Source organism: Massilia sp. CCM 8734, assembly GCF_011682155.1.
GTDB classification, from domain to species: domain Bacteria; phylum Pseudomonadota; class Gammaproteobacteria; order Burkholderiales; family Burkholderiaceae_D; genus Telluria_A; species Telluria_A rubra.
In genome coordinates this window covers 235098-258780 of record NZ_WHJI01000001.1, presented here as the reverse complement: position 1 = coordinate 258780, position 23683 = coordinate 235098, and the positions used below count along the sequence as shown (strand labels likewise).

The 23683-nt window shown below is 61.5% G+C and carries 21 protein-coding genes; 10 read left to right on the top strand and 11 right to left on the bottom strand.

Going from position 1 to position 23683, the window contains the following annotated elements:
• Positions 1–121 precede the first annotated feature (121 nt).
• The gene (locus tag F2P46_RS01150; RefSeq protein WP_166884456.1) at positions 122–532 is read left to right on the top strand and encodes a hypothetical protein; all 411 of its coding nucleotides are present in this window, start codon (positions 122–124) and stop codon (positions 530–532) included.
• Positions 533–707: 175 nt separating this feature from the next.
• Here the strand turns inward: F2P46_RS01150 and F2P46_RS01145 are convergent, their stop codons facing one another.
• From F2P46_RS01145 to F2P46_RS01125, 4 genes are all read right to left on the bottom strand, one after another.
• A complete protein-coding gene (locus F2P46_RS01145; RefSeq protein ID WP_267875815.1) occupies positions 708–1130 on the bottom strand; it encodes an Imm70 family immunity protein in 423 nt (140 codons plus the stop codon).
• A 335-nt stretch (positions 1131–1465) separates the two neighbouring features.
• The gene (locus tag F2P46_RS01135; protein WP_166884453.1) at positions 1466–2152 is read right to left on the bottom strand and encodes a hypothetical protein; all 687 of its coding nucleotides are present in this window, start codon (positions 2150–2152) and stop codon (positions 1466–1468) included.
• Between the two features lie 350 nt (positions 2153–2502).
• On the bottom strand, positions 2503–3081 hold the full coding sequence (locus F2P46_RS01130) for a DUF302 domain-containing protein (RefSeq protein ID WP_229508920.1): 579 nt from the start codon (positions 3079–3081) through the stop codon (positions 2503–2505).
• A 27-nt stretch (positions 3082–3108) separates the two neighbouring features.
• Positions 3109–3777: a hypothetical protein gene (locus tag F2P46_RS01125; RefSeq protein WP_166884451.1), complete on the bottom strand. Its 669-nt coding sequence runs from the start codon at positions 3775–3777 to the stop codon at positions 3109–3111.
• Positions 3778–3963: 186 nt separating this feature from the next.
• On the opposite strand from F2P46_RS01125, the gene F2P46_RS01120 reads away from it, so the two are divergent.
• The 7 genes from F2P46_RS01120 (at position 3964) to F2P46_RS37365 (ending at position 13856) form a co-directional block, all read left to right on the top strand.
• The gene (locus F2P46_RS01120) at positions 3964–6306 is read left to right on the top strand and encodes a DNA polymerase II (protein WP_166884449.1); all 2343 of its coding nucleotides are present in this window, start codon (positions 3964–3966) and stop codon (positions 6304–6306) included.
• Between the two features lie 114 nt (positions 6307–6420).
• Positions 6421–8517: a TonB-dependent siderophore receptor gene (locus tag F2P46_RS01115; RefSeq protein WP_229508957.1), complete on the top strand. Its 2097-nt coding sequence runs from the start codon at positions 6421–6423 to the stop codon at positions 8515–8517.
• Between the two features lie 190 nt (positions 8518–8707).
• Complete coding sequence (locus F2P46_RS01110) at positions 8708–9001, top strand: hypothetical protein (protein ID WP_166884446.1); 294 nt, start codon at positions 8708–8710, stop codon at positions 8999–9001.
• Between the two features lie 71 nt (positions 9002–9072).
• On the top strand, positions 9073–9435 hold the full coding sequence (locus F2P46_RS01105; protein ID WP_166884444.1) for a hypothetical protein: 363 nt from the start codon (positions 9073–9075) through the stop codon (positions 9433–9435).
• Between the two features lie 192 nt (positions 9436–9627).
• A complete protein-coding gene (locus tag F2P46_RS01100) occupies positions 9628–10710 on the top strand; it encodes an HAF repeat-containing protein (RefSeq protein ID WP_166884442.1) in 1083 nt (360 codons plus the stop codon).
• Between the two features lie 140 nt (positions 10711–10850).
• Positions 10851–11948 (top strand): branched-chain amino acid ABC transporter substrate-binding protein, encoded by a 1098-nt coding sequence (locus F2P46_RS01095; RefSeq protein WP_229508955.1) that lies wholly within the window; start codon positions 10851–10853, stop codon positions 11946–11948.
• Positions 11949–12236: 288 nt separating this feature from the next.
• Complete coding sequence (locus F2P46_RS37365) at positions 12237–13856, top strand: glycosyl hydrolase family 18 protein (RefSeq protein ID WP_229508918.1); 1620 nt, start codon at positions 12237–12239, stop codon at positions 13854–13856.
• Between the two features lie 42 nt (positions 13857–13898).
• On the opposite strand, the gene F2P46_RS01080 is transcribed toward F2P46_RS37365, so the two are convergent.
• Positions 13899–14213, bottom strand: a complete 315-nt coding sequence (locus F2P46_RS01080) for a peptidylprolyl isomerase (RefSeq protein ID WP_166884437.1) — start codon at positions 14211–14213, stop codon at positions 13899–13901.
• 1049 nt (positions 14214–15262) lie between these two features.
• On the opposite strand from F2P46_RS01080, the gene F2P46_RS01075 reads away from it, so the two are divergent.
• Positions 15263–16177, top strand: coding sequence for a hypothetical protein (locus F2P46_RS01075; protein ID WP_166884435.1), 915 nt, complete (start codon positions 15263–15265; stop codon positions 16175–16177).
• A 341-nt stretch (positions 16178–16518) separates the two neighbouring features.
• Here F2P46_RS01075 and F2P46_RS01065 read toward each other — a convergent pair whose 3' ends face one another.
• From F2P46_RS01065 to F2P46_RS37355, 4 genes are all read right to left on the bottom strand, one after another.
• A complete protein-coding gene (locus F2P46_RS01065) occupies positions 16519–17547 on the bottom strand; it encodes an energy transducer TonB (RefSeq protein ID WP_166884433.1) in 1029 nt (342 codons plus the stop codon).
• Between the two features lie 339 nt (positions 17548–17886).
• Positions 17887–18684 (bottom strand): sulfite exporter TauE/SafE family protein, encoded by a 798-nt coding sequence (locus F2P46_RS01060; protein ID WP_166884431.1) that lies wholly within the window; start codon positions 18682–18684, stop codon positions 17887–17889.
• A gap of 10 nt (positions 18685–18694) precedes the next feature.
• Complete coding sequence (locus tag F2P46_RS37360; RefSeq protein WP_166884429.1) at positions 18695–19927, bottom strand: FAD/NAD(P)-binding oxidoreductase; 1233 nt, start codon at positions 19925–19927, stop codon at positions 18695–18697.
• A gap of 14 nt (positions 19928–19941) precedes the next feature.
• Positions 19942–20823 (bottom strand): MBL fold metallo-hydrolase, encoded by an 882-nt coding sequence (locus F2P46_RS37355; protein WP_166884427.1) that lies wholly within the window; start codon positions 20821–20823, stop codon positions 19942–19944.
• 213 nt (positions 20824–21036) lie between these two features.
• Between F2P46_RS37355 and F2P46_RS01045 the strand changes: the two genes are divergently transcribed.
• The gene (locus F2P46_RS01045) at positions 21037–22362 is read left to right on the top strand and encodes a sigma-54-dependent Fis family transcriptional regulator (RefSeq protein WP_166884426.1); all 1326 of its coding nucleotides are present in this window, start codon (positions 21037–21039) and stop codon (positions 22360–22362) included.
• Between the two features lie 34 nt (positions 22363–22396).
• On the opposite strand, the gene F2P46_RS01040 is transcribed toward F2P46_RS01045, so the two are convergent.
• Positions 22397–23185, bottom strand: a complete 789-nt coding sequence (locus F2P46_RS01040; protein ID WP_166884424.1) for a hypothetical protein — start codon at positions 23183–23185, stop codon at positions 22397–22399.
• 220 nt (positions 23186–23405) lie between these two features.
• On the bottom strand, positions 23406–23681 hold the full coding sequence (locus tag F2P46_RS01035; protein WP_166884422.1) for a hypothetical protein: 276 nt from the start codon (positions 23679–23681) through the stop codon (positions 23406–23408).
• Between the last annotated feature and the right edge of the window lie 2 nt (positions 23682–23683).

The window sequence follows — 23683 nt, the reverse complement described above, 5'->3', positions numbered from 1 at the left end:
CGAACACGACCGTGTACGTCCGCTATCGCCCCAAACCGGACATAGGCCATGCCCGTAAACCATTCGCATTGTGATGCATTCAATCATATAAAATGATACTTTTCACCGTTCAAAAGATTCTATGGCTCGGCTAGATTTAAGCTGGTTTGACTCTCCGGAGGACGAGGCCCAGCTCCAGCGGCTAGACGAGCTCGTTCAAGACCTATCGGAGCCTACCCAAGCCGACTTTGAAGAACTGTTGTCGGTCTTTGAGCGGTTTCCAGACCACGACGGATTCGGCGTTTTCTGGGGCATTGTCCACTGCCTCGAACACTTTCAAGGCTACGAGCCGGCTTTGCTTGAATCGGTTCGCAGAGCTCCAGGAGACTTCAATCTGACGATGATAAATCGCATGTTGAACGGTGGCATCACCGATGTGGGAAATGAATTGTTGATCGAACTTTTCGAAACCGTAGCGGCGTCGGAAAATGCAAGTCGGGAAGTGCGCGATACCGCAAGAGACTTCATTGCCTACCAAAGTGCCAAGCAGTAGCAAGCCGAGGCGAATGACCGATTTTGGCCGGCTCCAGCCGATTGTACTCGACGGCACGTCAGCGCCTACCGGTACTGCCGCTGGCGCCTCGGAGCTGACATCCTGCATGTGCCGGCCTGCACGCCAAATCGAAGATGGGTTCACTCTATCGTGCGATTGCGTTGGATCGCTTTGTTTAAAACGGCGGCACGCCATCATAAGAAAGGATGTCCAGAGTCCCACCGAATTCTTTCAACGACTCTAGGTTGTCAAGAATCTCATCCATCAAGTTCCGCCCGGTGCTAGTCACGAAATATTCCGCCATCGACTTCACATGTGTGCCGACGGACTTACCCCGAGGTGGTACTAGGCTCAGATCATCAATGTCCCAAACAACCATGTCAGGCCCTAGATTCATCAAGCCACTTTTGATAGCCTGAGCCTCCAGTATCGCGGCGTCTACATCCGCAGCAGGAAGGCTTCCTTGGTAAAGCTTACCCATCAGCAGTGGAAACCGTGCCCCCCAATTCCCATTCTCGAGATGGGCTGCGACTGTCGACATGAGTGAGTGCAACAATCCTCCAGGACCTATCTCGGTTACGACACTGCCTTGTCTCATTCCAATAGTCATCGCGTTAAAACCTATCTGTCTTGTTCATCAGCTCTTCCATAACACGTCCGGCCGAATGACGGCTCCTGGCCGTAACCTGCCTGTCGAGCGACGATAGCAGCTTGCATGTCATGAAATTTACGACTTGCCAGCTATCCGATTCCCACCCATTCTGGCCCCCTCGCGTCGCTTGGCGCACCTGGCCTACCTGGTAGTCCTTCATGTGCTGGCAGTGGGGGCTTGGAACTACAGCGCGGGCCCAAGTTCGGCAAGAAGATGCAAACGCCCAAATGGCGCTGCAGGAATTCGATATGCATTTCGATTCCTTTATGGGCTAGCAAACTCTATAGCTTGAGCACCGACTGGCGCACGATCTTACCGGTGTCGAGGTCTACTTGGGCGGCTCGCATCTGCCCCTCCGACGTGAAGATAACCGACAGGGTGCGCTTGCCGACAAGGTGGATGCCCTTGAAGCTTTGCACCTTGGTCAGCAGGCGCACGAAATTGCCTCCGTTCGCGTCCGCCAGGGCCAATGTCATCAGGTCGGCCTCGTTCAGCGCGCCGTCGCCGTTGGAATCCGCGTCGACCAGCTGGTACACAACCACTTCCGCCGCGCTGTTGTCCTCCCCGCGCACATGCCTGGCGGGAAATTCATGGGTCTCTGCAATCAGGCCACGGTAACCCGGAATAAGCCAGTGTCCAGCATGGGACGATGGATCGAAGAAATAGTAATTTCGAATTGGCGCCACCCCCTTCGAGTACAACATTCCCCCTCCTTTAGGCAATTCAAGGGCCGCTTGCAGCAGGCCCGTGCCCGGAATAGTCTGAAACCCGCTCAGCTGGGCCCCCGAGGTATCAACCTTGCCCGGCTCGACCTGAAGAGCGGTCTCGTCCTGATGCGCGCGCGTAGCCGGCTGGAAGAGGGAAGCGCCTGCCCACACGAGCATCGCCGCGCCCCCAACCGCCAGCGCTAGAAACACTAGGCCGTTAGTACGCCACACCCAGGAATAAAACCGTCGAGCTGCTGCCACGAAATCTCCTTATCGATAAAGAACTTGTCTCTCAGTCAGCAAAGAGAGCAAGGTAAACCTCTGCGTGCATTCAACACGTCGTGTCGTGCTAGAAAATTTTTCATTAAACTCCGCTGCGCTACTGATCCGCCCGACTGATGAGGTAACAATGAGTTTTATAGTGGCTGCTCATCGTAAGCACGGCGCCGGAGACAAACTCGTGGGCCGACCGCTTCTAGCCAAATATTCGATTCGCGACCGTCCGGTTCTGGCCGAAAGCCGCCGGTCGCAATCGCTCAGTGTACGATGTGGTTGCTCCCAGGACAAGCACGTGGTTTTGTTAGGCGTTCTAAGTCCTGCTCGACGAGGTCTCAGAACTCGCCGCGTGCGCCGCGCTCGAGCATCTTCCAGACGGCGTCGCGCACGCGCTTGACACGCGGCTTGAGCGCGGGCGGCAGCTTGCGCCCCATGGTGGTGAGCATATCCATGTTCATGGTGTAGATCCACAGGCCGTCTTCTTTTTCCAGCACGCTGATGCGGCAGGGCAGAAACGCCGCCATGTGCGGGCTGAACTCGACCATCAGGCGCGCGGTCTCGGGGTCGCAATAGGAGTACACCTTGAGGAACTTTTGCGGCTGGCCCGAGCGCGCCTGCAATTCCGCCGACAGCGGCAGGCTGCCGACCATCTTCAGGTTTTCTTCCGCCGCCACGCTGGCGAACGCATCTTCGATCTCGGCCACGGTCACGCCGGGCTGCACCTTGCGTTCCCAGGTGACGGCGGCGGCAATGTCGCCACCGGAGTCGGCCCAGCGGCCCCACACATCGGCGAACACGCCGCCGGCGCCGGATTCGGCCTGCGCGGCCGCGCCCAAGGTGCCGCAGGCGGCCAGCAACAAGGGCGCGGCCGCCGTCAACAGGCGCAGCGGCAGGGCCGCCGACGTCATTCTCATCGCATCGCCTGGCGCGGCGCGCCTGGTTCAGTCGAAACCGATGTCATACTCATCCCAGCCCTGCTCGTTCAATTTGAGCAGGACTTTCTTCTCCACTTTGCCCGCTTCCGCGAGGTTTTCCGCGATCGACGGGAAGGCCGCCGAAAGTTCCGGCCGCTTGGCCCAGTCGGCCACCTTGTCAATCTTGTACACATACGTCACGTTCACGAACAGCCACTTGCCCGCCCTTGCCGGGGTGGTCCAGTTGACCACTTTGGCGAGCTTCTTTTGACCGTAGCAAAGGTCGCCTTCAATGACCTTCTTCGAGGTTTTGTGACTGTAATCGTATTTGGTCACTTCCTTTTCGCGGTAGAGCTTTTTCCCGGCGTCGGTCAGCACGTAACGTATGGCGACGACCTCCGGCTTGTACGGGTTGGTGTCGTTCGGATCGTTTCCGCCAGGCGCCTCGGCAGTCAGTCCGAGCTTTTTCAATGCCTCCATTTGTGCGACCAGCGTGTCGGGGGCGACGTCTTTGCTTTCCAGGTTGTATGGCGAAACGGACAGCGGCCACTCGGTCACGTCCAGGCAAAGCTCACCCTTTTTGTCGAGATAGTTCGCAACAGCGAGGCTGATATTCTTGTCGTTTGCCTCGATCTTGTTGTCGCATGCCGTGAGGGAGACAACACCAGCGACGGCCAGAGCCAGGTAGCTTTTCATTTGAGTGGGGTTTCGTCAGGAACGATGATGTGCAAAAGGTCGATAATAGTCGATCAACAATCATAACTCAACGCCATTTCAACAGTTGCAACATTTCATGCCAGCCAACATGCCGCACATCGCTTAAAATACGCGGACCGCCGCTCCCCGGCGCATCATCACTTACAGCGCTTCCGAGGTAGTCATTTGAATCAACCGCAGCAGGGGTTTATCCTGACCCGCCACTGGCGCGATACGCCCGCCGGCACCGAGGTCGACTTCTGGCTTGCCACCGACGATGGCCCGCGCCATATCCGCCTCGCCAACCAGCTCTCGGTCGCCTTCATTCCCGAGCAGTGGCGCGCGCAGGTCGAGGCGCTGCTTGCGGGCGAGCGCGGCTGCGAACTGCGCACCCTCGCCCTGCGCGACTTCGGCCAGCGTCCCGTGTTCGGCCTGTACTGCCAGCAGTACCGCCAGTTGATCCGGCAAGCGAAGCGCCTGCGCGAGTACGGCATCGACGTCTACGAGGCCGACATCCGCCCGCCCGAGCGTTACCTGATGGAGCGCTTCATCACCGCGCCGGTGCTGTTCCACGACGCGCCCGACAGCCCGTTGAAACCGGCGTCCGGCTACCGGCCGCGCCTCAAACTGGTCTCGCTCGACATCGAAACGACCGCGCGCGGCGAACTGTATTCGATCGCGCTCGAAGGCTGCGGCCAGCGCCAGGTGTACATGCTGGCCCCCCCCAACGGCCCGGATACCCCGCTCGACTTCGCGCTCGAGTACTGCGACAGCCATGCGCAGATGCTCGAACGCCTCAACGCATGGCTGGCCACGCACGACCCGGACGCCATCATCGGCTGGAACGTGGTGCAGTTCGACCTGCGCGTGCTGCAAAAGCACGCCGAGCGCTGCGGCGTGCCGCTGCGCCTGGGGCGCGACGGCAGCCCAATGGAGTGGCGCGAGCACGGCGCGCGCCAGCACTTTTTCGCCTGCGCGGCCGGGCGCCTGATCATCGACGGCATCGACGCCCTCAAGTCGGCCACCTGGAGTTTCTCCTCGTACAGCCTGGAAAACGTCAGCCGCACCTTGCTGGGAGAAGGCAAGGCGATCGACAATCCCTACCAGCGCATGGCCGAAATCGAGCGCCGCTTCAACGAAGACAAGCCGGCGCTGGCGCACTACAACCTGAAGGACTGCGAACTGGTCACCCGCATTTTCGACAAGACCGAACTGCTGCCCTTCCTGCTTGAACGCGCCAGCGTGACCGGGCTGGCGGTGGACCGCAGCGGCGGCGGCTCGGTGGCCGCCTTCGAGCACCTGTACCTGCCGCGCATGCACCGCCAGGGCTACGTGGCGCCCAACCAGGGCGATATCGCCGGCGAAAACAGCCCTGGCGGCTACGTCATGGATTCGCGTTCGGGCCTGTACGATTCGGTCATGGTGCTCGATTACAAAAGCCTGTACCCGTCGATCATCCGCACCTTCCTGATCGACCCGGTCGGCCTGGTCGAAGGCTTGCAAGACGATAGCGACGCCACCGTGCCGGGCTTTCGCGGCGCGCGCTTTTCGCGCGAGAAGCACTGCCTGCCGGCCATCGTCAGCCAGATCGCCGAGGGCCGCGAGGCGGCCAAGCGCGAACGGAACAAGCCGCTGTCGCAGGCGCTCAAGATCATCATGAATTCCTTCTACGGCGTGCTGGGCGCGGACCACTGCCGCTTCTTCGACCCGCGCCTGGCGTCCTCGATCACCCTGCGCGGCCAGGAGATCATGCACCGCACGCGCGAACTGATCGAGGAACGCGGCCACCAGGTGATCTACGGCGACACCGATTCGACTTTCGTGTGGCTGGGCGGCGCGCACGACGACGCGCAGGCCGGCGAGATCGGGCGCGCGCTGGTCGCCCACGTCAACGCCTGGTGGGGCGAGCACCTGCAACAGGAATTCGGCCTGGCCAGCGCGCTCGAGCTGCAATACGAAACCCACTACCGGCGTTTCCTGATGCCGAACATCCGCAATTCGGAAGAAAGCAGCAAGAAGCGCTACGCCGGCCTGACCGGCCAGGCCGACGGCGGCGAAGAGATGGTGTTCAAGGGCCTCGAGGCGGTGCGCAGCGACTGGACGCCGCTGGCGCAGCAGTTCCAGCAGGCGCTGTACCTGCGCATCTTCAAGCGCGAACCGTACCGCGAGTACGTGCGCGAATACGTCGAGAGCACCCTGCGCGGCGACTTCGACGAGCTGCTGGTGTACCGCAAGCGCATCCGCCGGCCGCTCGACGAATACCAGGGCGCTGCCCCGCCGCCGGTGCGCGCGGCGCGCCTGGCCGACGACTTCAACCGCCTGCACGGCCGCCCGCTGCAATACCAGCGCGGCGGACAGATTCGCTATGTGATGACCCTGGCCGGCCCCGAACCGCTGGAAACGCAACGCTCGCGCATCGATTACGACCACTACGTCACGCGCCAGCTGCAACCGATCGCCGACGCCATCCTGCCCTTCCTGGGCGACGACTTCCACAGCCTGACGACCTTGCAGCAGAACCTGTTCTGACGCCGGCCTATGCGTTTCACATAAATTTGCCATATTGACGTTGCTCGGCAATAATATGAATGGGAATCATTATCATTCGTAGTAAATGCACAAGAACAAGGACGTAACATGACAATGCAACAGAAACGGCTGGCCGTCATCATCGCGCTGGCGCTCCCCTACTTGTCCAGCCCTGCCCTCGCGCAGGCCCAGGCCGAACTGAAAGAAATCACCGTCACCGCCACGCGCGACCAGGACGCCGGCTACAACCCGGCCAGTTCGACCAGCGCCACCAAGATCGACGCGCCGCTGCGCGACATTCCGCAAACCGTCAACGTGGTGCCCCTGTCCGTGCTGCGCGACCAGGGCGCACGCTCGCTGCAGGATGTGCTCAAGGCGGTGCCGGGCATCGGCCTGTCGCACGGCGACGGCCAGCGCGACCAGGTGACGATTCGCGGCTTTACCGCGATTGCCGACCAGTTTGTCGACGGCATGCGCGACGATGCGCTGTACTTCCGCGACCTGTCCAACACCGAGCAGGTGGAAATCATCAAGGGACCGGCCTCGGTGCTGTACGGGCGCGGCTCGTCCGGCGGGCTGATCAACCGGATCAGCAAGAAGCCCGGCATCAACAAGAATGAAGTCAGCCTGCAGGCCGGCAGCTGGAACCAGCGCCGCGCCGAGGTCGACGTGGCGCGCGCCAACGCCGACAACCCGCTGGCATTTCGCGTCACCGGCGCCATCGAACGCGCCGACAGCTACCGCGACCAGCAGTTCCTCGACCGCGAAGCGTTTGCGCCGTCGGTCTCGCTCAATATCGGTAGCGCCACCAAACTGCTGTTGCAGGCCGAATACCTGAACGACAAGCGCGTGACCGATTTTGGCGTGCCGGCGTATCGCGGCAAGCCCGTCGACGTGCCGGCCGGCACCTACTATGGCGCCGCCAATGCCAAGGCCAACGATTACTCGGAAGCCGAAGTGAAAGCCTTCGGCTTCACCCTGGATCACCGCTTCAACGATGCGTGGACCGTGCGCAATGCCTTCCGCCACTATGACTACACCTTGGACCGCAACAATACACTGGCCGGTTCGGTCGACGAGAAGGCGCTGACGGCCTCGCTCAACCGCAGCAATGTGCGGCGCGACGAAAGCGGCTACTTCAACCAGACCGAGCTCAAACAAGTGGCCAACCTGGCCGGCATGCGCCACCAGTTGCTGTACGGCGTGGAGATCGGCAAGCAAGAGAAAGACCAGTTGTTCCGCAGCCAGAACAATATCGCCAGGGTCAATCTGTTCAATCCGGTTGCGCCGGTTCTGCCATTCACGGTCAGCGCCGCGCCGTCGACCGACAACCTGGGCGTGATGAAGGTCGCCAGCGCCTACGTTCAGGATATGGCCACCTTGTCGGCGCAGTGGAAGGCGCTGGCCGGGGTGCGCTTCGACCGCTTCGAGCAGAGCACGCTCGAACGCCGCGCCGGCCAGTCGAATTTGTCGCGGGTGGACCGCGCCTGGAGTCCGCGCGCGGGACTGGTGTACCAGCCGGGCGAGACGCAATCGTACTTCGGCTCGTTCAGCAAGTCGTTCCAGCCATCGGGCGAATCGTTCGCGCTGGCCGCTAACAATGCCCAGATCGCGCCGGAGGAAACCACCAACAAGGAAGTCGGCGCCAAGTTCGACCTGTTCGACGGCAATGCGACCGCCTCGGTGTCGCTGTTTCGCCTCGAGCGCACCAACATCAAGGCCACCGACCCGACCACCAATCGCTTGATTCCTATCGGCACCCAGCGCAGCGATGGCATCGAGCTGACCTTCGCCGGCAAGCTTGGCGACGGCTGGCAACTGTGGTCGGGCTATGCCTACCTGGATGCGCGGGCAGTGTCATCGGTGGCGATTGACGCCGGCCAGCCGGTGCAGGGCAAGCGCCCGACGCTCACGCCGGTGCATAGCGGCAATGTGTGGCTGACCAAGGCGCTCGGCAATGGTTTTGGCGTGGGCGGCGGCGTGAACGCGGTGGGCGAGCGTTTCGCCAATCCCGGCAACACGGTGTCGCTGCCCGGTTACGCCACCATCGACGCGATGGCGTACTACCGCCAGGGCAAAGTCGATATCCAGGTCAATGCGATGAACCTGGCCGACCGCCAGTACATCGTGGCCGGGCACGGCAGCAACGGCAACCTGAACCTGCCAGGGGCGCCGCGCTCGGTGCAGGTGACGGCGCGCTACGCGTTCTGATGAGTGTGGAGCACGGCGCTTAGCCGTGCTGTTCGACCAATAACCCGCCGCGTGCGGGTTTTTTCGTTCTGGATCATTGGAGATGACTGTCCAGCGGAACTTGGCGCCGTCGAAGACGTCTTACCATCGCGAGCACACGTGCTCATTTGCGAAAAGCTCTTTACGGCCCCTTGAATCGACAGGAAGGACGATGGATATGAGTGACGAATCACGTAGCCAGGACGGGATGGAAGCACGCGTGGCACATTTGGAGGCGAACGTCGCAGCCATGATGCTTGATGTCTCCATGATGAAGACCGATGTTGCCGTATTGAGAACCGATGTGGGTGTGATGAAACTGGACGTCGGGGTATTGAAAAGTACTAGCGCCACCAAAGGTGACGTTTCCGAGGCGAAGGCTGCAATAGTTATGTGGGTTACCACTGCGATTTTTCTCTCGCAGCTGGTACCCGAACTAATTCGCCTGTCCCGCAGTTTGCTTTAGCACGCCACGACGCTGATGAGGTCATATCATCAGGAACAGAACGGAGCTGTTCCAACTTTCCAGGAAATGCAATGAATACCGGCAATGAACAGAGCAATCATGGCAACCTTGAATGGCGTGTCGCACGGCTGGAAAATGATGTGGCCGTCATCAAGATCGATGTCGCACTAATCAAGGCCAACGGCGCGACCAAGACGGATCTTAACGAGTTGCGTTTCGAGCTTTCGGCGCAGATCGTCAAAGCGCAGGGCGAGATGGCCGCTCAGATCGTCAAAGTGCAGGGCGATCTGGTGGCCCAGATCGAAAAACTGCGTTCCGACATGGTGAGCGCGATGAATGCGGGAAGAACTGCAACCGTTCTGTGGGTTACAAGCGCTGTGATCCTCGCGCAGTTCCTTCCCGCAATCGCGCAATTTGTCAAAGAACTCTCCTGACGGCGATCCTTTCCCACGGCGTCTATCCGATGCTCGACAAGCATGTCCAGGATTTCTTGCAACCGCGACGCAATCGATTTACCACAGCCTAGCAAAGAAATATTCCTCGCTGACGCAATGATGGCGTATATTTATCATTGGCCGTTTTGCAAGAAATAACGCGCGCCCCCACCATCGACAAAGGAATCCCGCATGCGCCCTGCCCTCCCAGCCTGCCTCGCCGTCCTGATCTTGCTGGAAGGCGAAGCCAGCGCCCGCCCCCATCCGCCCGGCGAGTCCACCATCGCGTACGACATGAACGCCGCCGGCCAGGTCGCCGCCGTGCTGGAAGATGGCGATGGCAACACGCGCGGGGTGTTGTTCGAAAAAGGCAAGGTCACCGACCTCGGCTCGCGCGGCGGCAAGCACAGCGACGCGCGCGGCATCAACGACCGGGGCCAGATCATCGGGTCGGTGCGCAACAAAAACGGTACCTGGAACGCCTTCATGTTCCATCGCGACAGCGGGATGCGCGTGATCGGCACCTTGGGCGGCCCCAGCAGCTACGGCATGGGCCTGAACCAGGAGGGCGTGGCGGTCGGGTTTGCCGATATCCCCGGAGGCGACTGGCACGCCTTCATCGACGATGGCGGCGGAACCTTGCAGGACCTGGGCACCCTGGGCGGCAAGATCAGCTACGCCAGCGGCATCAACAAGCACCGCCATGTGGTCGGCACCGCCGCCAACGAGCAGGGCTTGCGCCACGCTTTCCTGTACACGCCGGCGGGCGGCATGGTCGACCTGGGCACCCTGGGCGGGCGCCAGAGTTCGGCCATGGCGATCAACGACGCCGGCATGGTGGTCGGTGCCTCAGAAACGCGCGAGCGCCGCTGGCGCGCCTTCGCGCACGACGGCAAGCGCATGGTCGACCTGGGCGCGCTGATCGGCAACTACAACAGCTTCGCCACCGACATCAACAACGCCGGCCACGTGGTCGGCACCGTGCTGGTGGGCGCCGAGCGCATGTCTTTCGTCTGGCGCGACAACAAGATGACCGTGCACCGTGGCGGCCAGGGCCTGCACCTGACCAATGCCATCAACGACCGCGAGCTGGTCATCGGCGCCACTTACGATCATGGCATGAGCGCCGCCACCATGGCCTCGAGCGCCGCCGCCGTCATTACCCGGGGCGGCAGCGAACTGCTGACCCTGATCTGCGCCGTGCTCACCATGGCCGGCCTTGGGGTGCTGTACAAATTGCGCAGCCGCGGCATCGAGATCGACCGCAACGGCTGACGTAAGGGAAAGCCACAGGCGCGCGCTGCCATTACTGCGTGGTATGCTGCCCGATCTGCGGCGCTCGGGCCGCGTCAACGATAAAGGTAGCTATGCGGTTCAGTTCAAGATTGGTGTTGCGGGCGAGCGTGCTCGCTTGTATGGTTGGCGGCGCGGCGCAGGCGCAGGACGTGATCCGGATCGGGCACGTGGCGGCCACGTCCGGCGCCATCGCCCATCTCGGCAAGGACAATGAAAACGGCGCGCGCATGGCGGTCGATGAGCTCAACGCCAAGGGCGTAGTCATCGGCGGCAAGCGCTACCGCGTGGAACTGCTGGCCGAGGACGACGCCGGCGATCCCAAGCAAGGCACCACCGTGGCGCAAAAACTGGTCGACGCCAAGGTGCGCGGCGTGATCGGGCACCAGAACTCGGGCACCACCATCCCCGCCTCAAAAATCTATTACGATGCCGGCATCCCGCAAATTTCGCCGGCGGCCAGCAACCCCAAATACACGCGCCAGGGGTTCAACACGGCGTTTCGCAATATCGCCAATGACGAGCAACTCGGCGCCGCCCTCGCCCGCTACGCGGTGCAGGATGGCAAGGCCAAACAGATCGCCGTGATCGACGACCGCACCGCCTACGGCAAGGGCCTGGCGGACGAGTTCGTCAAGAACGTCAAGAAGTCCGGCGCCGCCCGCATCGTTGCCCAGCAATTTACGACCGACAAGGCGACCGACTTCAACGCCATCCTCACCGCGATCAAGGCCACCAAGCCGGACCTGATTTTCTTTGGCGGCATGGATGCCGTGGCCGGGCCGATGCTGCGCCAGATGAAGCAGCTCGGCATGCCGGTGCGCTTCATGGGCGGCGACGGCATGTGTTCCGATTCGGTGCCAAGGCTGGCTGGCGACGGCATGGCCGATGGCCAGGTCATCTGCGCCGAAGCGGGCGGGGTCGAGCCGCAGCAGCAAAAAGGCCTGGACGATTTCCGCGCGGCCTACCGCCGCCGCTTCGGCGTCGAGGTGATGACCTATGCGCCGTACGCTTACGACGCCATGCTGGCCATGGTGGCCGCCATGCAAAAAGCCGGCTCGCCGGACCCGGCGGTGTACCTGCCGGCCTTGGCCAAGGGCAGCTACCAGGGCATTACCGGCGTGGTTGCCTTCGACGCGCGGGGCGACGTCAAGGATGGCAAGCTGACCTTGTACACCTTCAAGGGCGGCAAGCGCCAGCGCGTCGCTGTCATCAAGTAGGTTTAGCTCGCCCCAGGCGAGCCCGGAAGCGGCCTTCAGCGCCGCCTCCGGCGCCACCCAACACCTTCCCCGATTACCTTCACTTTCCCTGCCGCGCGCCGGCTATCGCCCTTCGCTTGTCGTGCGCCTTGATAACGGGCAGCATCAAGCGTTGCCGGAGGTGATAAGTTGGTATTAAGAATTTTCAATTTGGTATGCATATACTGGATTAGTGGTGTTATATTGGTATTTATGTATTGCACATAAAACATCTTCAGGCTGCCCGACATCTCGACAAGGAGTTCCAAATTGAATAAGACACTCATCCATAGCCTCATCGTCAGCCTGCTGGGCGGCTCGCTCGCCGCTTGCGGCGGCGCCGGCACGAACCAGTCCACCGGCACGCAGTCATCCCAGAGCAAGATGCTGGCGGCAACGTCGGTGTGCTTCGCCGAATGGAACAGCGCAAGCGTGTATGAAGGCGGCAAATCGGCCAGTGTCGCGGGCGTCAATTACACGGCGGCGTACTGGGCCCAAGGCGCCAATCCGTCGACCAATAACGGCGCGGCCGGGACCGGCAAACCATGGACCGTGAGCGGCGCATGTGGCGCCAATCCGACACCAACCCCGACACCGACACCGACACCGACACCAACCCCAACCCCGACACCGACGCCAACGCCGACCCCGGTTCCAACGCCGACGCCGACGCCCGCGCCAACCCCGGCCGCCTGCGCGTTGTGGGCGGAAGGAAATTCGTACACCGCCGGCCAGGTGGTCAGCTATCTCGGCCTGTCGTACAAGGCGCTGGTGACGCATACGGCGTACGTTGGCACCAACTGGAATCCAAAGGATTCGCCAACGCTGTGGAGCGCTGGCGCGAGCTGCGCGACACCGACACCAATACCGACACCGACACCGACACCAACACCAACACCGACACCGACACCAACGCCGACACCGACACCGACGCCCACCCCAAGCGGGCTGGCAAAACACGCGCTGGTCGGCTACTGGCACAATTTCGCCAACCCGAGCGGCAATACCTTCCCGATCAGCCAGGTCAGCAACGACTGGGACGTGATCGTGGTGTCCTTCGCCGATAACGCCGGCAACGGCAACGTCAGCTTCACGGTCGACCCGAGCGCCGGCAGCGAAGCGCAGTTCATCGCGGACATCAAGGCCAAAAAAGCCCAGGGCAAGAAGGTGATCCTCTCGCTGGGCGGGCAGAATGGTTCGGTCTCGGTGGGCTCGACCGCCGAAGCGACCAATTTCACCAATTCGCTGCACGCGATCATCGTCAAGTATGGTTTCGACGGCATCGACCTCGACCTGGAAAACGGCGTCTCCCAGGGCGCGGCGATCCAGACCTACCTGCCGATCGCGGTCAAGAACCTGAAGGCCAAGGTCGGCCCGGGCTTCTACCTGTCGATGGCGCCGGAATGGGTGTATGTGGAAGGCGGCTTTACCAGCTACGGTTCGATCTGGGGCGCGTACATTCCGATCATCAACGCGCTGCGCAATGAACTGACGGTGCTCCATCCGCAGTATTACAACAACGGCGACATCTACACGCCGTATGCGAGCGGAGCGATCAAGGCCGGATCGACCGACCAGCTGGTGGCTACGGCCAGGATGCTGATCGAAGGCTTTACTTACGGCGGCAATACCTTTGCCGGCTTGCGTCCGGACCAGGTGGGCTTTGGCGTGCCGTCCGGCAGAAGTTCGGCCGGGTCGGGCTTTACCACCACGACCGACGTCAACAACGCGCTCAACTGCCTGACCCGCCTGCTCAACTGCGGCACCATCAAGCCGCTCAAGGCGTATCCAGACTTCCGTGGCGTGATGACGTGGTCGATCAACTGGGACAAGTACGACGGCTACAACTTCTCGGCGCCGGTCAAGGCAACGCTGAAAACGCTGCCGTAAGCACAGTCCTGAAGGGGCGCGCCACGGCCCCTTCAGGTTGCATCACTTCGCCAGCGGCGGCGGCTGCTGGACCACCACGTCGCGCTCCTCGATCAGCTTGCGCTTGAGATTGGCCCTGACCTTCTCGTAGCTCGCCGTTGCGACCGGGCGCGTCTCTTCGATGTCGATCACATGCCAGCGGCCATTTTTCGCGCGCACCGGCTGCTGCAGCAATCCCGGCTCGCCCTGTGCCTCGATGGCCTCGGCAATATCCTTTTCCATCTCCCCCACGCGCATCCAGCCGAGCTGGCCCGCGCGCTTGATCACTTCCGGCAGTTTGGTACGCTTGCGGATGTAGTCGACGAATTCAAACGGCATACCGGCTGGACCTCGTTCCACAAGATATTCCGACTGCGTGAAACTTCCTCCGATTGTCGCGTCATGTTCGAACGCATGCTGGGTCGTGCGATTGGCCGTTATCACGGACATTGGCAGCGGCACGAATTTCCCAAGAGGGACTTGAAACAACTCATGCTGAAGAAATCGCGCGGGAGGGTGACGATTGCACCGTACAGAGTCAGGGGGCGCGTAATTGCATGTCATTCCCAAATTCAATTTTTGTTAACTAAAAAATAGAGTACAAAGTCCTGCTCATCAGATAATAGAATATATCCACAATTCTCTAGCCGCAAAGCATAGAGTTATGTTTTGGAAAGCGCTCCGGTTAACGATTTCAACGCAGCAATTGTATTTCAAAAATTTTGCGAATATTTTAGGCGTGCTCAAGTTTAAAAACATTAAAAGGCATAATTCAATCAGATTTTTAGTAGACAAGCGCGAATTCAAACCTTAGAATTTATCTAATCACCAAAAAACGCATCAAGTTTTTATCAGGAAATTTTGAGGCAGGAGGAAAATTCTTCATAAAAAATATCTTTGGCAATATATTCGATGATATGCGAGTAACGCTTAGTGTACACAGACGATTATAGAAACATACAGGAAGACTCAAGCCAGTCTAGATAGCAATCGCCCGGTTGAAGATGTGTACACACTTAAAGATAAGCTTAGTGTCCGCTTTCGCTCTGGATCAGAGAGTGCAATGGCGTGCCTTGCGCATGGTTATCTAAGCGGCGCATTTGGAAAAAAGGACGCTGCAAGGGCATATGCCATTGCGCAAGCATGGGCCCTTGTGGGAAGCGCGGAAAATCGTGAGCGTGTCGGATATCTACACTCTCAGCTTACGACAACTGAATTGCATACCGGGAAATCATTGCTCAACCGCTGCGGCATCCAGAGCGATAGCGGCTCTTCGATAATGCTTTCACCATTTGGCCAAGTCAATTTTCACTAAAAATCCCCGACGTGGCATTGATCTGACGGACTTAAGACGCGTGTATTCTCAAGAAATGACTTCAGGAGTAGCTATGAAAGAATATATTTGGCCAAAAATTCTTGCCGGGCTGTCGCTGTGTGGATATTGTTCTTTGAGTTGCGCAGGAATGGAAATTTCACAGCGTCTGCAAAACTTTATTGCGAAAACCGATGCGGTTTCAACAAGCGGCAAACCGACTGAGGAAAAAGCATCATTAATTAACGCGGAATATATGAAAAATTTTGCAGCCGACGCGGCGGCCATACCAGAGAACGAGTTAGCCGCGTTTTTCGAAGCAACCCAGTACGTGATGTTTTACACCCTGGATAGATCCAAACTATCTCTATTTGAAATGATATTTGCCAGGCTGATTTACATACACCAAGCAACGTCGGAACAATCTGGTAAGTTATTGCAGATGTACTATGCTCTTCGCGAATTTGAAAAAGCCAATTCTTTTATTGAGCGGTACGGTCGTCATCCTTTACAAGCTCGCCCAATTATCATAAAAGACCTGACGAGCCCTTTCTCGACGCGGACGATTTGGACTTTTCATCCGAATCGCACCTTAACGCGACTTGATATGGACTTACAAAAGGGGCGACATCTCGTTATTATTGGTTCGCCGTATTGTCCATTCGCGACCAGAGCTTTTTCGGAAATCGAGAGCAGTCCCATGCTCGCGCCGCTGCTACCTGGGAGAGTTACGGTCATGGCAATGCCTGATTTTAACTTCGATTACGATAGTTATACCAGGTGGAACCAATCGCACCCCTCTCTTCCGTTTACATTAACGCATCGCCGGGAAGAATGGCCCGAAGTTTCCCATTGGGTATCGCCTCTTTTTTTGTTTTTCCGAGATGGCAAGCTGGAGTCGAAATTTTCAGGATGGGACAAGGATGGGAATTTGGGTAAAATATATGAAGGATTTGGAATCACTGCCTCTTCCGATTTCGGAAAGCGCTGAATTACTTGATGATGCACGTTTCGGCACCATAAAAACGAAGGCGTAGGTATCCAATTCGCTGCACGCGATCATCGTTAAGTGTTTCGTTGTTTAGTTTCATGTCTTGACAGTGAAGTATGGATTCGACGGCATCGACCTCGACCTGAATGGCGGCGTCTCCCAGGGCACGGCAATCCCAGACCTATTTGCCGATCACCGTCAAGAACCTGAAGGCCAAGACCTGGTCGATCAACCGGGACAAGTACGACGGCTATAACTTCTCGGCCCCCGTCAAGGCAACGCTGAAAACGCTGCCGTAAGCACAGTCCTGAAGGGGCGCGCCACGGCCCCTTCAGGTTGCATCACTTCGCCAGCGGCGGCGGCTGCTGGACCACCACGTCGCGCTCCTCGATCAGCTTGCGCTTGAGATTGGCCCTGACCTTCTCGTAGCTCGCCGTTGCGACCGGGCGCGTCTCTTCGATGTCGATCACATGCCAGCGGCCATTTTTCGCGCGCACCGGCTGTTGCAGCAATCCCGGCTCGCCCTGTGCCTCGATGGCCTCGGCAATATCCTTTTCCATCTCTCCCACGCGCATCCAGCCGAGCCGGCCCGCGCGCTTGATCACTTCCGGCAGTTTGGTACGCTTGCGGATGTAGTCGACGAACTTGGCGCCGCCGTTCAGCTCGCCGATGACCCGGCTCGCTTCCGTTTCGGTGGCAAAATCGATCTGCGCCAGCTTGTAATCTTTCGGTCCCAGCTTCGGATCGGTCTGCAGCTTGTACAGCGCGCGCACCTTCTCCTCGCTTGCGCCGGCGCTGTCGAAAGCCAGCGGCACCAGCACCGCGCCAGGCACCGCCACGCCGTCCAGGGTTGCGCGCCCGAAGCGGCATTGCGCAACCATCTCGAGCGCCTGCTGGTCGGCCAGCGGCTCGCCGCTCGACAGTTCAATCTTCGGCGCGGACGGCGCGCCATCGGCGCCCACCAGCACGCGCACCGTCATGTTCGGCGCCAGGCCGTCCAGTTCGGGGAACTGGATCAGTTTGTTCCGGCGCGAGCAAAACTCGACCGCCAGGCGCGCCGGCGTGTACGCACCTTTTTCGGCGGGCAGCTTCCAGGGCACGCTGAGCACCCAGGGCGTACCGTCGGGACTGGTGGCCGGGACCGTGCAACTGGTCGCTAGCGCCACCGAGGCGCTGTCGAGCAGCGCGTAGCCGCTCTCGCCGACCACGCCCGCCACGCGCACCTTCTTGCCCGGCACCAGCTGGACCCGGCTCACGCCCTCCATGCGGTAGCGTAGCGCTTCGTCCGGGTAGACTTGCGCCGCGCAGGCCGACAGGGCCAGGTCGGCCGCCGCTGCGGTGGACAAGGGCACGGCCAGCGCCAGCAGCATGGCAGCGGTTCCGGATAGCACGGGGAGTGTGCGGGCGCAAGCGCTCAGCGTTCGATACATGTCAGACCTCGGTGTGGGTAAAGGCGGAAATTTCCGGCTTGAAACTCTAGCTGAAAACTACGCCAACCCTCAAGATATTTTTATGACAACGCCGGGAACCGTGCAAAACAACCACACAGCAGCCTGTCGGACCTGCGGAGTCGAAACGAAAAAATAGCTGGGCGAGGCCAGATTTTGACGATTTCGCAGTGCCAATAGCGAGCTATTGGCCGAGAAAGCGGCGAAATATGGACCGTCCCAGGTATTTTTGCAGCCGACAATCCCAAGTCCGACACGCTGCTAAGCCGTAGCGCGGACCAGCAGCGCGACCGCCACCAGCGCTGACACCAGCGCGAAGCCCTGTTGCAGGCGCGCGGCGGGCAGGCGCGCCGCCACCAGCCGCCCGGCGCCCATGCCGGCCAGCGCGCCGAACGCAAACGGCACGGCGACGGGCCATTGCAGATGCCCGGTGGCGGCGCTGGCGGCCACGCCCGCCATCGACACCAGCGCGATCACCGCCAGCGAGGTCGCCAGCACCGATTGGGTGCCCAAGTCGGTGAAGCGCTGCAGCGCCGGCACCATGACAAAACCACCGCCCACGCCCAGCAAGCCGGACAAGCCGCCCGCCACCAGCCCGCTCCAGCACAGCGCCCGCGCGCATGGCGCCGTCCAATTGAGCTTGCCGCGCGTGGTATCGAGCCGGCACGGCGGCGGCTTGCCGCGTTCGGGCGGCGCGTCGCCGGTGCAGCGCGAGCGCCGCCAGGCGCGCAGCGCCACGTACAGCAGCACGACGGCGAAGACGGCCGTCAGCGGCCGGTTCGGCATGCGCTGCGCCAGCCACAAGCCGAGCGGCGAACACAGCACCCCGGCCGCGGCCACCAGCAGCGCCGCCTTGTAGCGCACGGTGCCGCTGCGCAGGCCCATGCCCGCACCCAAGCTGGCCGCCAGGCCCACCGCCAGCAAACCGATCGGCCCCGCTTCGGCCATCGACAAGCCCGCGCCGAACACCAGCAACGGCACGGCCAGGATGCCGCCGCCGGCGCCGGTCAGCGCCAGCACAATGCCGACCGCAAAGCCGAGCAGCGCGACGAGCGTCATGGAGCGCGCCTCACGCGTCCGCCACCGTCGGCCTGGCCAGCCACTCGCGCCCCTTGAGCATGGCATGCCAGTACAGCGGCGGCAGGATGCGCTCCTTGAGCAGCCACGCCAGCCGCGATGGGCGCGTGCCATCGATCAGCCAGGATGGAAAACTCGGCGCCAGCTTGCCGCCGTAAGTGAACTCGGCCAGGACGATCCTGCCGCGTTCCACCGTCAGCGGACAGGCCCCGTAGCCGTCGTAGCGGGCCACGCCGGCCCGCTTGCCGAGCGCCGCCAGCACATTGTGCGCGACCACCGGCGCCTGCTTGCGCGCCCCCGCCGCCGTCTTGGCGTTGCCGGCATTGATGGCGTCACCGAGCGCGTGGATGTTGTTCCAGCGCTTGTGGCGCAGGGTGGCCGGGTCGATATCGATCCAGCCGGCGCCATCGGCCAGCGGGCTGACCCGCACGAAGTCCGGCGCCACCTGGGGCGGCACCACGTGCAGCAGGTCGAACGCGCGCGTGATCGTCTCCTTGCCGCCGTCGGCATTGAGTCGCGCAAACGTGGCGCGCCGCGCCGGGCCGTCGACTGCAATCAGGGTGTGGCCCAGTTGCAGGCCGATGCTGTAGCCATTCACATAGTCCATCAGCGCCGGCACGTACTCGGGCACGCCGAACAGGACCGGCGCGGCGCTGCAAAAGTCGACCCGCACCTGGCCGGCCACGCCGCTGCGCTTCCAGTGATCGGCCGACAGGTACATCGCCTTCTGCGGCGCGCCCGCGCATTTGATCGGCGCCGGCGGCTGGGTAAAGATGGCCTGTCCCGCGCGCAGGCTGCGCACCAGTTGCCAGGTGTAGGGCGCCAGATGGCCCAGGTAGTTCGAGGTGACGCCGTTGCTGCCCAGCGTTTCGCGCAGGCCGTCGATGGCTTCCCAGTCGAGCTTGAGACCCGGACACACGATCAGTTGCCCGTAGCCCAGCATGCGATAGCCATCGAGAATGACGGCGTTGCGCTCCGGTTCAAACGCCGCCACCGCCGCCCTGATCCACTTCACCCCGCGCGGAATGACCGAAGCCATGGTGCGCGCCGTCTGCGCGGCGTCGAACACGCCCGCGCCGACCAGGGTCCAGCCGGGCTGGTAGTGATGCACCTCGGCCGGGTCGACGATGGCGATGTCCAGGCCCGGCGCGCGCGCCAGCAGGCTGGCCGCCGTCGCGATCCCGGCGGCGCCGCCGCCGATGATGAGCACCTCGTGCCGGTCCATGACCCCTGCCGCGCTCACAGCGCGTCGATCGGAATTTTCAGGTAGCGCTTCCCGTTCGATTCCGGTTCCGGGAAGCGTCCCGCGCGCATATTGACCTGCACGGACGGCAGGATCAGCGCCGGCATCGCCAGGGTGGCGTCGCGCCGGGTGCGCATGGCCACGAATTCGTCTTCCCTGACGCCGCCGCCGACGTGGACGTTGTGGGCGCGTTCCTCGGCCACCGTGCTGACAAAGCGCACCTCGCGCCCGCCGGGCTGGTAGTCGTGGCACATGTAGAGCAAGGTATCGTCGGGCAAGGCGAGCACCTTGCCGATCGAGCGGTACAAGGTGAGCGCGTCGCCGCCCGGAAAATCGCAGCGCGCGGTGCCGTAGTCGGGCATGAACAGGGTGTCGCCGACGAACGCGGCCAGGCGAGCGCCGTGGCCGACCACGTAGCTCAGGCACGCCGGCGTGTGGCCGGGCGTATGCATGACGCTGCACTCCAGGCTGCCGATGCGGAACGTCTCGCCGTCGGCGAACAGGTGGTCGAACTGGCTGCCGTCGCGCGCCATGCCGGCCCCGGTATTGAGCAAGGCGCCGAAGACTTCCTGTACGGCGGCGATGTGGCGGCCGATGGCGGTTTTGCCGCCCAGGCGCTGTTGCAGGTACTGGGCGGCCGTCAGGTGGTCGGCATGGACGTGGGTTTCCAGTATCCACGCGACCTTGGCGCCAAGTTCGCCGACGCGCGCAATGAGCCGGTCGGCCGAGGTGGTGGCCGTGCGGCCCGATTTCTGGTCGAAGTCGAGCACGCTGTCGATCAGGGCGCAGCAGCGCGTCACCGGATCGAGCACCAGGTAACTGACAGTGCTGGTGGCGGCGTCGAAAAAACCTTCGACCTGGAATGCGGCTGTGCTCATGCGTGGGGCTCTCCTGTGGATACCTTGCAGGACAATGCAAAACACATGCCAGAGCGCAAACGTGCATAAAACTTGATCGATCTCCTTGATTTGTTAAGGAATTTACATGTCGCAGCGCGCGCGGCCGGCTGCGAGGAGACTGCCACATGGCAGTGCCGCTTGACAGTCATGGCAGTGCTGCGCCACCATGCGTGCCTGACCAGGAGCTTCCCCATGCCCGACGACCCGGCGAAACCAGCCTCGATTGCCCCCCATTCCGCGCAGGTGCAGTCGCTTGTATCGTTCCTCGAACACGAGGCGCAGCCGATGATCGTGCTAGACCCCGACTACAACATCCTGGCCGCCAACGGCGCTTACCGGCGCCAGTTCGGCGCCACCGGCAAGCCGTTCATCGGCCAGAAGTGCTACCGCGTCTCGCATCACTACGAGCTGCCGTGCGACCAGGCGGGCGAGCATTGCCCGATGAAGAAAGCGCGGGAGCTGCGCGGGCCGGACCGCGTACTGCACATCCACCACACGCCGCGCGGGCCGGAACACGTGGATGTGGAGCTGCGCCCGATCTTCGACGAACACGGCGCCATTACCGCCTACGTCGAGCGACTCTCGACGGTGCGCAGCGCGTCGGCGCAGCCCAGCGGCGACGGGCTGGTCGGCCGTTCGCCCGCCTTCAACCAGGCGCTGGCCGCGCTGCAACGGGTGGCGCCGTCGATGCTGCCGGTGCTGCTGCTGGGAGAATCGGGAACCGGCAAGGAGCTGTTCGCGCGCGCCGTGCACGCCACCAGCGCGCGCGCGGGCGGCCCGCTGGTCGTGGTCGACTGCTCGGGCCTGAGCGAGACCCTGTTCGAAAGTGAATTGTTCGGCCATGAAAAAGGCGCGTTCACCGGCGCGGCGCTACGCAAGCCGGGACTGGTCGAGACGGCGCAGGACGGCACCATCTTCCTCGATGAAATCGGCGACGTGCCGCTGGCGATGCAGGTCAAGCTGCTGCGGCTGATCGAAACGGGCACCTACCGGCGGGTGGGCGGGGTGGAGACCCTGCACGCCAATTTTCGCCTGGTGGCGGCCACCCACAAACGGCTCGACGAGATGGTCGCGCGCGGCCAGTTCCGCCAGGACCTGTATTACCGCATCAACGCCTTCCCGATCGAACTGCCGCCGCTGCGCGAGCGCGCCGACGATATCGCCCTGCTGGCCAATTCCTTCCTCGCGCGCCCAAGCGCCATGCGCACCGTGAGCATCGATGCGGCAGCGCTGGCGCAGTTGCAGCGCCACGCATGGCCGGGCAATATCCGCGAACTGCGCAACGTGCTCGAACGCGCCAGCCTGTTCGCCGACGATGGCGTGATCCGCGTCGCCCATCTGCCGCCGGCGGGACAATTTGGCGGGGTGGCGAATTCGTCGAAAAGCCAGTCCGCCGTGTTGAGCGACGCAATGTTAAATTCAGCGGGCACGCGTAGCGAGTTGGCAGAATACTTAGGCATCAGCGAACGGACGCTGTACAGACGACTCAAAGAGATGAATGTGACAAAACAGAAATAGGAGTCCGCCACCTTGGGAGCGAACAACTTGGTGCTCACGGCAAGGGGGTGCATTCGACCAGGTTCCCGCCTTTTTTTCTCAGTTCGAAAAGTTCCGGCTTGCCGCGGCTATGCAGGCGAAGCTTGAAACTGCGGTCATCGTCGGTGGATCCGCTATAGAAGAAACGCTCTCCGGGAAACATGGTCAGCGTTTCGTTTTTCAACGTGCCCAAGTCAAAACGCGTTGTCCCGATCGTGAGGACGCCTTCGGCCAGCGCGTAATCGGCCCTGCTGACGTTGCGCGTTCTGACGTGCCGGCACGTCATCTTGCCTGCGGCATCGATAACACCGTCCAATTGGGCGTAGATGCTGTGCATGCCGGGTTGGACCTTCCCGGCGAGCCGGCACTCGAACATGTCGGGCGCCCTGCCAAACGCTGCTTGCTTGGTCCCGTCGTCCTGTTCCACTGTGCCGAACGATACAGTTTCAGAAGAGACGCTCATCGACATCAGTGGCTTACCGCTGATGTCCCGCGGACGGCTCACCGAGGCCACCTTGGCCGGCCTGAGGTTGCCGACGATGCTGCCGGCGCGCAGCGAGCCGTCCGCGGCGATGACCAGCGGTCCGTATTGCTTCGCTGCCGGATCAGGGGGGATACTGAGCGACTCGCAGCGCGTGTCGTAGTTTCCTGTCGCGACGGCGAGCAACGGCGCCCATATGGCAGCTTCAGACGCGCCCGTCGTGCGGACCGCGACGACGTCATTGGATGTGGCATTGCAGGCGGACGAGACCAGCGCGATGAATAAAAACGTCAACAGCGCGTGGTGCGGACGGGGCATGGTCATCGAAAATCTCCGGAAAATCTGGCAGCCTGACAGCTTATCGAATGCAACGCGTCAACCGTATCTTGACCATGCGGATCGAGTCTTCCACCTTTTTCGCATAGCCGTCGGTTCGCCGTTGCTCTTCTTCCCGGTATTGAAACCGATTGTGACGAGGGCTCTGCTGAAGTCTCCCGCATCCGTTATGCCGCGCAATTTGTCACCCTAGCTTTAAGCGAAGGAATCACATGCGACGCGAAAGTTCGGGAACACGGCCATTTTCACCCCGGGGGTCGCCCGACGCTGTAATGGTGCCGATCTGGAAAGGAGCCGGTGCGTGCATCGAAAAGAAGTTATTGCCTTTATCAGCAAATCGACCTTCCCCGTGTTTGCACTCGTGTGCAGCCAGGCCAAGAATATTTTCAGTTGGCATGCGCAGGTCGTCAGCGAGTCTGCTGGCATCTTCATGGTGCAGGGAGACGAACAGAACCGCATTTTGAATGTTGCACGGATTTACCATGT

Bases quoted from the DNA above. Each gene is read 5' to 3' on its own strand.
- F2P46_RS01150 (WP_166884456.1), top strand. From the start codon at position 122: ATGGCTCGGCTAGATTTAAGCTGGTTTGACTCTCCGGAGGACGAGGCC.
- F2P46_RS01145 (WP_267875815.1), bottom strand. From the start codon at position 1,130: ATGAGACAAGGCAGTGTCGTAACCGAGATAGGTCCTGGAGGATTGTTG.
- F2P46_RS01130 (WP_229508920.1), bottom strand. From the start codon at position 3,081: ATGAGAATGACGTCGGCGGCCCTGCCGCTGCGCCTGTTGACGGCGGCC.
- F2P46_RS01125 (WP_166884451.1), bottom strand. From the start codon at position 3,777: ATGAAAAGCTACCTGGCTCTGGCCGTCGCTGGTGTTGTCTCCCTCACG.
- F2P46_RS01115 (WP_229508957.1), top strand. From the start codon at position 6,421: ATGCAACAGAAACGGCTGGCCGTCATCATCGCGCTGGCGCTCCCCTAC.
- F2P46_RS01110 (WP_166884446.1), top strand. From the start codon at position 8,708: ATGGATATGAGTGACGAATCACGTAGCCAGGACGGGATGGAAGCACGC.
- F2P46_RS01105 (WP_166884444.1), top strand. From the start codon at position 9,073: ATGAATACCGGCAATGAACAGAGCAATCATGGCAACCTTGAATGGCGT.
- F2P46_RS01100 (WP_166884442.1), top strand. From the start codon at position 9,628: ATGCGCCCTGCCCTCCCAGCCTGCCTCGCCGTCCTGATCTTGCTGGAA.
- F2P46_RS01095 (WP_229508955.1), top strand. From the start codon at position 10,851: ATGGTTGGCGGCGCGGCGCAGGCGCAGGACGTGATCCGGATCGGGCAC.
- F2P46_RS01080 (WP_166884437.1), bottom strand. From the start codon at position 14,213: ATGCCGTTTGAATTCGTCGACTACATCCGCAAGCGTACCAAACTGCCG.
- F2P46_RS01075 (WP_166884435.1), top strand. From the start codon at position 15,263: ATGAAAGAATATATTTGGCCAAAAATTCTTGCCGGGCTGTCGCTGTGT.
- F2P46_RS01065 (WP_166884433.1), bottom strand. From the start codon at position 17,547: ATGCTGCTGGCGCTGGCCGTGCCCTTGTCCACCGCAGCGGCGGCCGAC.
- F2P46_RS01060 (WP_166884431.1), bottom strand. From the start codon at position 18,684: ATGACGCTCGTCGCGCTGCTCGGCTTTGCGGTCGGCATTGTGCTGGCG.
- F2P46_RS37360 (WP_166884429.1), bottom strand. From the start codon at position 19,927: ATGGACCGGCACGAGGTGCTCATCATCGGCGGCGGCGCCGCCGGGATC.
- F2P46_RS37355 (WP_166884427.1), bottom strand. From the start codon at position 20,823: ATGAGCACAGCCGCATTCCAGGTCGAAGGTTTTTTCGACGCCGCCACC.
- F2P46_RS01045 (WP_166884426.1), top strand. From the start codon at position 21,037: ATGCCCGACGACCCGGCGAAACCAGCCTCGATTGCCCCCCATTCCGCG.
- F2P46_RS01040 (WP_166884424.1), bottom strand. From the start codon at position 23,185: ATGACCATGCCCCGTCCGCACCACGCGCTGTTGACGTTTTTATTCATC.
- F2P46_RS01035 (WP_166884422.1), bottom strand. From the start codon at position 23,681: ATGGTAAATCCGTGCAACATTCAAAATGCGGTTCTGTTCGTCTCCCTG.